Origin of the sequence: Rahnella sp. Larv3_ips (assembly GCF_003697865.1) — a bacterium.
In the GTDB taxonomy this organism is placed as follows: domain Bacteria; phylum Pseudomonadota; class Gammaproteobacteria; order Enterobacterales; family Enterobacteriaceae; genus Rahnella; species Rahnella rivi.
In genome coordinates, this window is sequence record NZ_MJIB01000005.1 from 794,555 (window position 1) to 808,319 (window position 13,765).

At 51.9% G+C, this 13,765-nt stretch carries 9 protein-coding genes; 3 read left to right on the forward strand and 6 right to left on the reverse strand.

Going from position 1 to position 13,765, the window contains the following annotated elements; genetic code table 11:
• Positions 1-69 precede the first annotated feature (69 nt).
• The 4 genes from fbaA to tkt form a co-directional block, all read right to left on the reverse strand.
• Positions 70-1,149, reverse strand: coding sequence for a class II fructose-bisphosphate aldolase (gene fbaA, locus ED901_RS12600; RefSeq protein WP_056773197.1), 1,080 nt, complete (start codon positions 1,147-1,149; stop codon positions 70-72).
• Positions 1,150-1,278: 129 nt separating this feature from the next.
• Positions 1,279-2,442, reverse strand: a complete 1,164-nt coding sequence (gene pgk, locus ED901_RS12605; protein ID WP_056773202.1) for a phosphoglycerate kinase — start codon at positions 2,440-2,442, stop codon at positions 1,279-1,281.
• Positions 2,443-2,515: 73 nt separating this feature from the next.
• Entirely contained in the window at positions 2,516-3,532 is a 1,017-nt protein-coding gene (gene epd, locus ED901_RS12610) for an erythrose-4-phosphate dehydrogenase (protein ID WP_122096071.1), read from the reverse strand.
• Positions 3,533-4,031: 499 nt separating this feature from the next.
• Complete coding sequence (gene tkt, locus ED901_RS12615; RefSeq protein WP_056773212.1) at positions 4,032-6,026, reverse strand: transketolase; 1,995 nt, start codon at positions 6,024-6,026, stop codon at positions 4,032-4,034.
• A 248-nt stretch (positions 6,027-6,274) separates the two neighbouring features.
• Between tkt and ED901_RS12620 the strand changes: the two genes are divergently transcribed.
• Both ED901_RS12620 and ED901_RS12625 read left to right on the forward strand, forming a co-directional pair.
• Positions 6,275-7,027, forward strand: coding sequence for a M48 family metallopeptidase (locus tag ED901_RS12620; protein WP_122096072.1), 753 nt, complete (start codon positions 6,275-6,277; stop codon positions 7,025-7,027).
• Positions 7,028-7,235: 208 nt separating this feature from the next.
• Complete coding sequence (locus ED901_RS12625; protein WP_122096073.1) at positions 7,236-7,994, forward strand: M48 family metallopeptidase; 759 nt, start codon at positions 7,236-7,238, stop codon at positions 7,992-7,994.
• Between the two features lie 247 nt (positions 7,995-8,241).
• Here the strand turns inward: ED901_RS12625 and speB are convergent, their stop codons facing one another.
• Both speB and speA read right to left on the reverse strand, forming a co-directional pair.
• Positions 8,242-9,165 carry an agmatinase gene (speB, locus tag ED901_RS12630; RefSeq protein ID WP_056773366.1) on the reverse strand — a complete coding sequence of 308 codons (924 nt, stop codon included), beginning with the start codon at positions 9,163-9,165 and terminating at the stop codon, positions 8,242-8,244.
• A 227-nt stretch (positions 9,166-9,392) separates the two neighbouring features.
• Positions 9,393-11,375 (reverse strand): biosynthetic arginine decarboxylase, encoded by a 1,983-nt coding sequence (gene speA / locus ED901_RS12635; protein ID WP_056773221.1) that lies wholly within the window; start codon positions 11,373-11,375, stop codon positions 9,393-9,395.
• A 910-nt stretch (positions 11,376-12,285) separates the two neighbouring features.
• Here speA and metK point away from each other — a divergent pair.
• Positions 12,286-13,437: a methionine adenosyltransferase gene (metK, locus tag ED901_RS12640; RefSeq protein WP_056773225.1), complete on the forward strand. Its 1,152-nt coding sequence runs from the start codon at positions 12,286-12,288 to the stop codon at positions 13,435-13,437.
• Positions 13,438-13,765: the final 328 nt, after the last annotated feature.

A 13,765-nucleotide genomic window follows, 5' to 3' on the forward strand; every position in this document is an offset into this window, starting at 1 on the left:
AAAAAGGGGCCGAAGCCCCTTTGGTTAGGATCCTCACATTCCGGTGGTCAAGCACCGGAAGCGTAAGAATTACAGTACGTCGATTGCGTTCAGTTCTTTGAATGCCAGTTCCAGGCGCGTCACCATGGAAGACTGTGCAGAACGCAGCCATACGCGTGGGTCATAGAATTTCTTGTTAGGTTTGTCCGCGCCTTCCGGGTTACCCAACTGACCTTGCAGGTAAGCTTCGTTTTTCTTGTAGAACTGCAGGATGCCGTCCCAGTTAGCCCACTGGGTGTCGGTATCGATGTTCATTTTGATAACACCGTAGCCTACAGATTCTTTGATTTCTGCTGCAGTAGAACCGGAACCGCCGTGGAACACGAAGTTCAGGCTGTTGTGTGGCAGGTTGTGTTTCTTGCACACGTATTCCTGAGAATCACGCAGGATCGTTGGAGTCAGTTTCACGTTACCTGGTTTGTAAACACCGTGTACGTTACCGAATGACGCAGCGATAGTGAAACGCGGGCTGATTGCGTTCAGTTTTTCGTATGCGTAATCAACGTCTTGTGGCTGAGTGTACAGTGCAGATGCATCCATATGGCTGTTGTCCACGCCATCTTCTTCACCACCGGTACAACCCAGTTCGATTTCCAGAGTCATATCGAGTTTTGCCATGCGAGCTAAATACTTGCTGCAAATTTCGATGTTTTCTTCCAGAGATTCTTCAGACAGGTCGATCATGTGAGAAGAGAACAGTGGTTTGCCGGTTTTAGCAAAGTGAGCTTCACCCGCGTCCAGCAGACCGTCGATCCATGGCAGCAGTTTTTTCGCGCAGTGGTCGGTGTGCAGAATAACTGGCACGCCGTAATGTTCTGCCATCTGGTGCACGTGGTGCGCGCCAGAGATTGCGCCCAGGATTGCCGCGCCTTGTGGCACGTCAGTTTTCAGGCCTTTACCTGCGATGAACGCAGCGCCACCGTTAGAGAACTGAACGATAACCGGGGAACGGACTTTCGCAGCAGCTTCGAGAACGGCGTTGATAGAGTCGGTGCCTACGCAGTTAACTGCTGGCAGAGCAAATTTGTTTTCTTTAGCGATAGCGAAAACTTTCTGTACATCATCACCAGTGATAACGCCTGGTTTTACGAAATCAAAAATTTTAGACATAGTTCTTTGTCCTGTATTCGTCGGCCGTAGATGGATTGAATCGGTTTGCTATGTCGCGCGAGTTCCACTGTGCAGCCCCTCGCGCGGCAAAGAAGAACAGGAAACCCTATGCTTCCTGTTCAGGGTTCATTACTTCTTAGCACGCTCTTCCAGCATCACAACCGCTGGCAGTGCTTTCCCTTCAACGAACTCCAGGAATGCGCCACCGCCAGTGGAGATATAGGAAATTTTGTCAGCGATACCGAACAGGTCGATAGCCGCCAAGGTGTCGCCGCCGCCTGCGATAGAGAAACCTTCGCTATCAGCAATGGCCTGCGCCACAATTTCGGTTCCTCTGCGGAAGTTAGGGAACTCGAACACGCCTACAGGACCATTCCACAGAATGGTTTTAGCGTTTTTGATGATCTCAGCCAGGCGGTAAGCAGACTCGTCGCCCATGTCGAGAATTTGTTCGTCATCTTTGATGTCTTTGACAGACTTCACGGTAGCAACGGCAGTTTCAGAGAACTCAGTGGCTACACGAACATCCGTAGGAACCGGAATGTCGCAAGTTTCCAGCAGTTTGCTTGCGGTATCCACCAGGTCAGCTTCGTACAGGGATTTGCCGACGTTGTTGCCTTGTGCGGCAACGAAGGTGTTAGCGATACCACCGCCAACGATCAGCTGATCAGCGATTTTGGACAGGGAATCCAGAACGGTCAGTTTGGTGGAGACTTTAGAACCACCAACGATAGCCACCATCGGGCGTGCCGGGTTACCCAGCGCTTTGCCCAGTGCTTCCAGCTCTGCAGACAGCAGAGGGCCCGCACAGGCGATTGGGGCAAATTTGCCCACGCCGTGGGTAGAAGCTTGCGCGCGGTGCGCGGTACCGAATGCATCCATCACATAGATGTCACACAGTGCAGCATATTTTTTAGACAGTGCTTCGTCGTCTTTCTTTTCGCCTTTGTTAAAGCGAACGTTTTCCAGAACAACCAGCTCGCCTTCGGCAACTTCCACGCCATCCAGATAATCTTTCGCCAGACGAACTGGTGATTTCAGATGTTCTTTCAGGTAGTTAACAACCGGCAGCAGAGAAAACTCTTCGTTATATTCGCCTTCAGTCGGACGACCCAGATGCGAGGTAACCATCACGCGTGCGCCTTGTTTCAGGGCAATTTCGATGGTAGGTAAAGAAGCGCGGATACGTGCATCTGACGTTACTTTGCCATCTTTAACCGGCACGTTCAGATCCGCACGGATCAATACGCGCTTACCTGCTAAATCCAGATCGCTCATCTTAATAACAGACATGGTGAATCCTCTCGTTGATTCTCTTTAAAGTTGCTTGAAGGCGGTTTCGGCCAGAGAGGCCGGAACAACCGTACTAGAAACCGCTAGCGGACATTGCCAATGTTGTATCCAACATTCGGTTAGCAAAACCCCACTCGTTATCGCACCAGACCAATGTTTTTATCAGGTGCTTTCCACTTACCCGCGTTTGCGTTCCATCTACGATGGCGCTGTGGGGATCATGGTTAAAATCTGTCGAGACTAATGGTAGTTCGGTATAGTCAACTATACCACGAAAAGCACCTGTTGCGGCCTTTTGCAGCAGCTGGTTCACCTCCGCTACCGTCACAGAACCCTCGACAAATACGCTCAGATCAATGGCTGTGACATTGATGGTCGGCACGCGCACGGAGATCGCTTCAAAGCGATCGCAGAACTTCGGCATGATGCGCGTGATCCCTGCGGCAAGCTTGGTATCCACCGGAATAATGGACTGGCTGGCAGCGCGCGTACGGCGTAAATCCGCATGGTACGCATCAATAACCGGCTGGTCATTCATTGAGGAGTGGATGGTTGTCACCGTGCCGGACTCAATGCCGTAGGCATCATCAAGCAGCTTGATCACAGGGATAATACAGTTGGTGGTGCAGGACGCATTGGAGACAATGCGGTGCTGACGTTCGAGCAACTGGTGGTTCACACCGTAAACGACGGTGGCGTCAAGATCATGACCGCCCGGATGCGCGAACAGAATTTTTTTGGCCCCGGCCGCAAGCTGGGTTTCGCCGTCTTCGCGGCTGCCGTAAACGCCGGTGCAATCAAGCACCACGTCAATGCTCAGTTCGCCCCATGGCAACTGGCTGGCATCTGGCTGATGGAAAAGACGGATTGAGTCATCGCCGACGTAAAGGTTTTCACCTTCCTGGCGGACATCCCAGGCGAAGCGCCCGTGGCTGGAGTCGTATTTGAGCAGATGGGCCATCCCTTCAGGGCTGGCGAGTTCATTGATAGCGATAACGGAGATTTCCGCCCGACGCCCGGATTCGTATAACGCGCGCAATACGCTACGGCCAATGCGACCAAAGCCATTAATTGCAATACGTATTGGCATACTTCTCCCTGTTACACGGTTGTTACTCAATATCAGTAACACCTATAGTAATGCAGCGTGCGTTTACGGTGAATCACCATCATCATCTGCCCGCACGATAGGTACAGCAGAAAAATATCGGTTTCCGACACGTTAACAGCGTGGTCACGACGTTAAGCTCAATTAGCCTGACTGAAACGGTTCAGCTGAGAATAAACCAAACCCTGTCTAAAAGGAATAATTCCCCGAATTTCGCTGTGCGAATCGCGTCAATCGCTTAAAAAAACGTCATGCAAATCCGCGTATTCACAGTGATTTTACTTTTTCATCACCTTTCGAACAGTGATTATTCTCAAAAACCGACAGATTGAAACACTTTCAGAAGGGTGCGAGTTTACCGGGGTTTGCGCCAGAAGGGTTTGACCTGTGTCATTTGGCGGGAAAACGGCGTGCCACCCTTCCATTTTGACGTAAAAAAAAAGCACCCGAAGGTGCTTTTAAGAACTCGTTATGAGCAGAATTACTTCAACAGCGCCTGTGCCTGAGCAACGACGTTGTCGACAGTGAAACCGAACTCTTTGAACAGCAGGTCTGCCGGAGCAGATTCGCCGAAGCTGTGCATACCGATGATTGCGCCATTCAGGCCCACGTATTTGAACCAATAGTCAGCGATACCTGCTTCAACCGCAACACGTGCAGAAACGGCTTTCGGCAGGACAGATTCACGGTAAGCCGCATCCTGTTTGTCGAAGGCATCAGTAGATGGCATGGACACAACGCGTACTTTAGTGCCCGCTGCCGCCAGCTTATCAGCCGCTTCCACGGTGATACCGACTTCAGAACCGGTCGCAATCAGGATCACTTCCGGCGTACCGTCGCAATCTTTCAGGATATAACCGCCGCGTGCCACGTTTGCCAGTTGCTCAGCGGTACGTGGTTGCTGGGTCAGGTTCTGACGGGAGAAGATCAAGGTAACCGGGCCGTCGTTACGCTCAATCGCGTATTTCCATGCCACGGCAGATTCAACCTGATCCGCCGGACGCCAGGTGCTCATGTTTGGCGTCACACGCAGGCTGGCGATTTGCTCAACCGGCTGGTGCGTCGGGCCGTCTTCGCCCAGACCGATAGAGTCATGGGTGTAAACGAACACGTTGCGGATTTTCATCAGCGCAGCCATACGCACGGCGTTACGCGCATATTCGACAAACATCAGGAAGGTCGCAGAGTACGGCAGGAAACCGCCGTGCAGCGCGATACCGTTGGTGATGGCGGTCATACCGAATTCACGCACACCGTAATGGATGTAGTTACCCGCCTGATCGTCGCCGATAGACTTGGAACCAGACCACATAGTCAGGTTACTTGGTGCCAGGTCAGCAGAGCCACCCAGGAATTCAGGCAACACTTTACCGAAAGCTTCCAGCGCATTCTGAGACGCTTTACGGCTGGCGATGTTGGCAGGATTAGCCTGCAACTCTTCGATAAATTTCTGCGCGTCAGCTTCCCAGTTTGCTGGCAACTCGCCGTTCACGCGGCGTTTGAACTCTTTTGCCAGTTCAGGGTGGGCTTTTGCATAGGCTGCGAATTTCTCATCCCATGCGGCTTCTTTAGCCTTACCGACTTCTTTAGCATCCCACTGCGCGTAGATATCCTGTGGAATTTCAAAGGCAGCGTATTTCCAGCCCAGTGCTTCACGGGTTGCGGCCACTTCAGCAGCACCCAGCGCCGCGCCGTGCACATCATGCGTACCGGCTTTGTTCGGCGAACCGAAACCGATCACGGTTTTGCACATCAGCAGGGAAGGTTTATCGGTGACGTTGTGTGCTTCTTCGATAGCCGCTTTGATGGCGTCAGGGTTGTGACCATCCACGCCACGCACGACGTGCCAGCCGTAAGCTTCGAAACGCGCTGCGGTATCATCGGTGAACCAGCCTTCAACGTGGCCATCGATGGAAATACCGTTGTCGTCATAAAACGCGGTCAGTTTCCCGAGTTTCATGGTACCGGCCAGTGAACATACTTCGTGAGAAATACCTTCCATCATGCAACCATCACCCAGGAACGCATAGGTCTGGTGGTTAACAATGTCGTGGCCTGGTTTATTGAATTGCGCAGCCAGCGTGCGTTCTGCAATGGCAAAACCGACGGCATTGGCGATGCCCTGACCCAGCGGGCCGGTCGTGGTTTCTACGCCCGCGGTATAACCGTACTCAGGGTGGCCTGGGGTTTTGGAATGCAACTGACGGAAGTTCGCCAGTTCGCTGATTGGCAGATCATAACCTGTGAGATGCAGCAGGCTGTAAATCAGCATTGAACCGTGACCATTGGACAGCACGAAGCGGTCGCGGTCAGCCCAGTTAGGGTTGGTCGGGTTATGGTTCAGGTAGTCACGCCAGAGGACTTCGGCAATGTCAGCCATGCCCATAGGGGCGCCAGGGTGGCCGGAATTCGCTTTCTGCACGGCATCCATACTAAGTGCGCGGATTGCGTTCGCAAGCTCTTTACGAGAGGACATGTTCTACTCCAGGTCGGATTAATAAAGCAGTCAAGGAAGTCATTTTCTCAGACTCGGCATTAAATCGGCAATCTCTAATCACTCACGTGATGAAGTTCACAGAATACGCTTTTAAATCAGTGCGTTTTTTCGGACTTACACTATAGATCGGGCACTGCGAAAATCCTACCTTAACGCTATTCTTACAATGAGAGCCTGTTTTGGGCTGCATTACCTGTTTTGTTCACTTTTTCTGGGAATCTGAATTGATGAAATTTCGTCCTGTTATGTTGAGCCTGTTGGCCACCACGCTGATGAGCGGTTGTGCGACAGTGAATACCGATACCTTAATGCAATCCGGCGCACAGGCGTATCAGGCTTACACCCTGAGCGATGCTGATGTGAAAACCCTCAGCGTCCAGTCCTGTGAAGAAATGGATAAAAAAGCGCAAATCGCGCCAGACAGCAGCGAATATGCTCAGCGCCTGAAAAAAATCTCGGCGGCACTGGGTGATAACATCAACGGCACGCCGGCCAACTACAAGGTGTACCTGACGAAAGACGTCAATGCCTGGGCGATGGCCAACGGCTGTATTCGCGTTTACAGCGGTCTGATGGACATGATGAACGATAACGAAGTTGAGGGCGTGCTCGGCCACGAAATGGGCCACGTCGCACTCGGCCACACCCGCAAAGCCATGCAGGTGGCGTACAGCGCTACCGCTGCGCGTTCCGCGATTTCCTCGCTGGGCGGCGTCAGTGCCACCCTGTCGCAATCACAACTGGCGGATCTGGGCGAGAAATACGTTAACGCACAGTTCTCCCAGAAGCAGGAATCTGAAGCCGATGATTACTCGTTCGATCTGCTGAAAAAACGCGGCATCGATCCAACGGGTCTGGCGACCAGCTTTGAGAAACTGGCAAAACTCGATCAGGGCAGCAGTATTGGCTGGTTTGACGATCACCCTTCTTCAGAAGCCCGTGCAAAACATATTCGCGAGCGTATTGCCGCTGGCAAATAATATAAAAAAAGAGATGCATGATCAGGTGCATCTCTTTTTTTACTTCATAAAATACTTTCTGAAAATTCATTAATTTTCCAATTAAATAAAAGTACTCTGCACAGAATCTGAAAATAATTCCCTTGCGTCTGTTTTTCTCGCTTAGTGACTTTGTTTGGTTATTCTTCCTGCGCATTATTTTTATTTAACTGTCAAAGGAAGATGGATTATGAAATGTCGTATTACCTCAGTCGCGCTAGGCGTGGCTTTATTATTAAGTGGCTGCCAGAACGGATCAGTCAATACCGACGCATTAATGAAGTCCGGTTCGGATGCTTATAAGGCGGCCACACTGACCGATCAGGATGTCAGGAATATGACCGACGGCGCCTGTAAAGCCATGGATTCTGAATCAAAAATTGCCTCAACAAAAAGCAAATACACCAAACGCCTGAATAAAATCGCCAAAAATCTCGGCGACAACATCAACGGCACACCCGCGAATTATAAAGTTTACCTCACCAGCGACGTGAACGCGTGGGCAATGGCGAACGGCTGTATCCGTGTATACAGCGGGCTGATGGACATGATGACCGACGACGAAGTCGAAGGCGTACTGGGCCACGAAATGGGCCACGTCGCACTGGGCCATACCAGAAAAGCCATGCAGGTCGCCTACAGCGCCTCTGCCGCACACAATGCTGCGGGCGCCGCCGGAGGTGTCGCCGGGCAACTTTCCAGTACCCAGCTGGCAGATCTGGGTGAGGAACTTATCAACGCGCAGTTCTCGCAGAAACAGGAATCTGACGCGGATGATTATTCTTATGACTTGCTGAAAAAGCGCAACCTGCCGACAAAAGGGCTGGTAACAGCATTTGAGAAGCTGGTGAAAATGAGCGCTGGCAGTGAGAAGAGTTTATTCAGCTCGCATCCGCCTTCACAGGAACGTGCCGATCACATGAAAGAGCGTATGGCTCAGGATAAATAACACCTGTGGCAAAATGAATGGCAGCGCAGAGCTGAGTAAGCTCTGCATTTTTTTATGAGCCACAGAGTGTTCAGCCGTGGTGAAACCTGTCCGGACTCGCGGAACGGGAGATAAACAAAGGCAATAAAATAACCGGGAAGATGAGTTTTTTATAAAATTCATGAATTGATTTCAATTTAAACATTCATGATAAAAATAAAAAAGGCACCAGAAAGGTGCCTTTAAAATAGATGACAGCGTCTGACAATCAGCCTTTTTTTGAAGCCTGCACGTGCAGCATTTCCAGCGCCAGTGTCGCAGCGGCCAGAGCGGTGATTTCTGACTGGTCGTAAGCTGGAGCCACTTCCACGATATCCATACCCACGATATCCAGGTCCAGATCTTTCAGGCCACGAACCAGTTTCAGCGCGCGATCAGAAGTCAGGCCGCCGATAACCGGTGTGCCCGTGCCCGGTGCGTGCGCCGGATCCAGACAGTCAATGTCGAAGCTCAGGTAAACCGGCAGATCGCCGACGATCTGCTTCACCTGCGCCAGAATATCATCCACGGTGCGGTCGTTTACTTGTGCAGCATCCAGAACGGTGAAGCCCAGATTTTTATCGAATTCAGTACGGATGCCGATCTGCACTGAGTGGTCAGCATCGATCAGGCCTTCGTTCGGCGCATGGAAGAACATCGTGCCGTGGTCGAATTTGCTGCCGTTAGAATAGGTGTCAGTGTGGGCATCGAAATGCACCAGCGCCATTTTGCCAAAGTGTTTGGCGTGTGCGCGCAGCAGTGGCAGGGTCACGAAGTGGTCGCCGCCGAAAGAGAGCATACGCTTGCCGGATGCCAGCACTTTTTCTGCATGCTGTTGCAGTTTGTCTGTCAGATCCTGTGCATCACCGAAGTTAAACACCAGATCACCACAGTCGATGACATTCAGACGATCGCGCAGATCGAAATCCCACGGCCAGCGCTGACCTTCCCAGGCCAGATTCACAGAAACCTGACGGATAGCCGCAGGGCCAAGGCGTGCGCCTGAGCGACCAGATGTGGCCATGTCGAAAGGAATACCGGTGATGACCCAGTCAGCTTCCGCGGTGTACGGCTGGAAGTTCAGCGGAAAACGCAGAAAACCAAATGCGTTGGAAACCAGAGAGTTATCAGGCTGATTGCCTAAGGTGCTCACTAATTTGCTCATAAACAATGTCCTCTTTTAACATCGTTGTGACGCCTGCTGCGACACAACGTGATGAAGTATAGATGAAAAAAAATCCCCATCGCGTCGTTAGCCCGACGAGAAAGGGATTTATGGAATTCATGCTGCGCAGCAAAAGACGCCCGTTGGCGCGAATTTTACCTTAATCCGGCTTAGCTTCAAGCCGGCTTACTTTCAAACCTGATGAGTGCGCACGCTTACTCGTCTTCTTCCAGATACGTGTAACCGTATAAACCGGCCTCAAACTCTTCAACAAACTGTGCCTGCAAATCGGCATCCAGATCGGTTTCTTTCACCTGATCGCGGAAGCGGGCCAGCAGAACGTTCGGATCCAGCTGAACGTATTCCAGCATGTCGGCAACGGTATCGCCCTCATCGGACTGCTGCACCTCAATGCTGCCGTCAGGGAAGACGAACACGTCCACCGCGGCGGTATCACCGAACAGGTTGTGCATGTTGCCGAGAATTTCCTGATAAGCACCGACCATAAAGAAGCCCAGCACTGGCGGATTTTCCGGGTCATACGGAGGCATCGGCATGGTGGTCGCCACGCCGTCGCCATCGATGTAGTGATCGATAGTCCCGTCGGAGTCACAGGTGATGTCGAGCAGCACAGCGCGACCCACCGGCGGTTTATCCAGACCTTCCAGCGGCAGAACCGGGAACAGCTGATCGATACCCCACGCATCCGGCATTGACTGGAACAGCGAGAAGTTGACGTACAGTTTGTCCGCCATACGTTCCTGCAATTCGTCGATGATCGGACGGTGTGCACGGTTGCTCGGATCCAGCTGATCCTGAATTTTGTTGCAGATATTCAGGTAGATGTCTTCCGCCCAGGCGCGCTGCGTCAGATCCAAAATCCCGTGCGCATATTGCGAATGAACATCGTGCAGATCCATCTGGCTGTCATGCAGCCATTCACGCAGCGAACGGCGGTTTTCCGGATCGTGCATTTCATTCCAGGTATCCCACATGCTGCTGAGCGCACGTGGCGCATCAGCTTCAGGCTGAACCGGATCTTTAAACTCGTTGCGCTCAACGCCGATGATGTTCGACACCAGCACGGTGTGGTGCGCGGTGACGGCACGGCCAGACTCGGTGATGACCGTCGGATGCGGCAGGCCGTGTTCATTACAGGCATCGCCGATCCCCCAGATCACGTTGTTGGCATATTCGTTCAGGCCGTAGTTCACCGAGCAGTCAGACTGCGAGCGGGTCCCTTCGTAATCCACACCCAAACCGCCGCCAACGTCGAAGCACTGAATATTGACGCCCAGTTTGTGCAGTTCCACATAGAAACGCGCAGATTCACGCACGCCGGTGGAAATATCACGGATATTCGCCAGCTGAGAACCCAGGTGGAAGTGCAGCAGTTGCAGGCTTTCCAGACGCCCTGCGTCACGCAACATTTCAACCAGTTGCAGAACCTGAGATGCCGCCAGACCGAATTTGGATTTTTCGCCGCCGCTGGACTGCCATTTGCCCGAACCTTGCGAAGACAGACGCGCACGCACGCCCAGACGCGGGATGACGTTCAGACGTTCCGCTTCTTCCAGCACCAGCTTAATCTCAGTCATCTTCTCGATAACCAGATACACCTTGTGGCCGAGCTTCTCGCCGATCAGCGCCAGACGAATGTATTCACGGTCTTTATAGCCGTTACAAACAATCACCGAACGGGTCATGCCCGCATGGGCCAGAACCGCCATCAGTTCAGCTTTCGAACCGGCTTCCAGACCCAGCGGTTCGCCGGATTCCACCAGAGATTCGATCACGCGGCGATGCTGGTTAACCTTGATCGGGTAAACCAGGAAGTAGTCACCCTCATAGCCGAACGATTCACGGGCGCGTTTAAACGCCGCGTTAATCGAACGCAGACGGTGCTGCAAAATTTGTGGGAAACAGAACAGCGCTGGCAGACGTTGGCCGTCCTGCTCGCGCATGTCTTTCACCAGTTGCGCCAAATCCACGCGTGCGGAAGGGACGTCCGGATCCGGGCAAACACTGATGTGGCCCAGTTCGTTGACGTCATAATAATTGTTACCCCAATAGGCAACGTTGTAAGTGCGCAGCATCTTGCTGGCATCACGATCGTTCACGGCAACCTCCTGCATGGAGCGCAAAGAAACGGTATCGCCCGCATGTGACGGACGGTGGGACTGGATGTCATCAGACATAGGTAAATCCTCTTTCTACACTGACAACATGGCCAGCCACTATCGCAGTAACAACAGGCGAGAACAACCCGCAAGGCTGGCTTTCAGACAGGATAAAAACCTGCGAGCCAGGGTTCGCAAACTGTTTTTCACTCATGTGATTATAGAATTCATCATTAGACTCCGTGGAACGGGTCAGAAGAAACCAATAGGAATAATGCCCCTAAGGTTGCAGGCTACGTCAGTTTTTATGGGGGAAGCGGCTGTTAACCGGCCCGATTTGGCTGAGTAGCGTCCGGATGTCGCAAACTGAGCTGTCTATAGTCAGGCTGCATAAACGCGGCTGTCCGGCGGACAGAGTGTTTATAACATCGGATTGATGACAGAAATTTTTCAGAAAGGCGTGCAGCAGCAATGAACAGTGTCTGCCGGGGATGCTGTTGAAATGTAACAATCGGTAAAAAGTGGGTCATTAACCTAACCACCTCCACACGTGCCACGCATCACCCGCGGGCATTCGAGCTGAGAAAACAGTAATTACTGGGATACGCTGGCGTCGAGAAAGTGCCGGGCGCGCGCCGTTTATACCGGCAACCTGCTGTAAATGCAAAATGAAAATGCGGCCGGGATGGTTTCAGCACGTGAATATCACTGCCATGGCGCACAAAAACGCCATCTTCATCACAAAAATGACTGGCTTTCAGAACACCTGCTATCCTAAAATAGCCGTCCAGATGTTAATCCGTCCGTAACACCCCCCGACCATTCGCATTACAGGGGATCAAGGATTGACCGTCAAACTGCTTCAAGGCTTTGCCTTATGGGGACATGCAGGACGCATTGCGACAATGGCGAGCATAGCTCCTCATCTGCCAGTCTCCCCAGTGCTATGCAGTGATATCTAACCCGTCGTATGAAGGTAAAGAACATAATGGCTAAACACCTCTTCACGTCCGAATCAGTTTCCGAAGGACATCCAGATAAAATTGCTGACCAGATTTCCGATGCCGTACTGGACGCGATTTTAGAACAAGACCCGAAAGCACGTGTTGCATGTGAAACTTATGTCAAGACCGGCATGGTCCTGGTGGGCGGTGAAATCACCACTTCCGCCTGGGTCGACGTAGAGGAAATCACCCGTCAGACCATCCGTGAAATTGGCTACGTCAATTCTCAGATGGGCTTCGATGCCAATTCCTGTGCCGTACTGAGCGCTATCGGTAAGCAATCGCCGGACATCAACCAGGGCGTTGACCGTCAGGATCCGCTGGAACAAGGCGCGGGCGACCAGGGTCTGATGTTTGGTTATGCCACCAACGAAACCGACGTGCTGATGCCAGCACCGATCACTTACGCACACCGTCTGGTGCAGCGTCAGGCTGAAGTCCGTAAATCCGGCACCTTGCCATGGCTGCGCCCTGATGCGAAAAGCCAGGTCACTTTCCAGTATGACGAAGGAAAAATTGTCGGTATCGATGCGGTTGTGCTGTCCACTCAGCATTCTGAAGACATCGCGCTGAAAGAGTTGCAGGAAGCGGTGATGGAAGAAATCATCAAACCTGTTCTTCCGGCAGAATGGCTGAACGCGGGCACCAAATACCACATCAACCCGACTGGCCGTTTCGTTATCGGCGGCCCTATGGGTGACTGCGGTCTGACCGGTCGTAAAATCATCGTTGATACCTACGGCGGTATGGCCCGTCACGGTGGCGGTGCGTTCTCAGGTAAAGATCCGTCTAAAGTTGACCGTTCAGCGGCTTACGCTGCGCGTTACGTTGCGAAAAACATCGTGGCTGCGGGTCTGGCCGATCGTTGTGAAATCCAGGTGTCTTACGCCATCGGCGTGGCGGAACCGACTTCCATCATGGTGGAAACTTTCGGTACCGGTAAAATTTCCAACGAGCAACTGACCTTACTGGTGCGCGAGTTCTTCGATCTGCGTCCATACGGTCTGATCCAGATGATGGATCTGCTGCACCCAATCTACAAAGAAACCGCTGCATACGGTCACTTTGGTCGCGAACATTTCCCTTGGGAAAAAACCGACCGTGCCGCTCAGTTGCGTGACGCTGCAGGTCTGTAATTCCCTTTTCAGACAATTCTGCCTGCCTGACCCTGCCCTTGTGGCAGGGTTTTTTATTGCTCTTTTTCCGGTAAAAAGTCTGAAAAAATCGTCCGCGCCTTGTTCAATGAAAACGGTTACAGATAATAATTCGTTATTAACCAATGCATTATTTCAATAGGTAAAAGTTTGAAACAGAATTTTGATTGATATATATCAATTTATGCACTATTAATTGGTCTGCTTAACCCCTTCCTGCTTTGCATCTCTTTGAATCCCTTCCAAAACAACAATCCTGAACATCGCTATTAGTGTAAACGATTACAACACTGTGACCGGGTTCACGTTA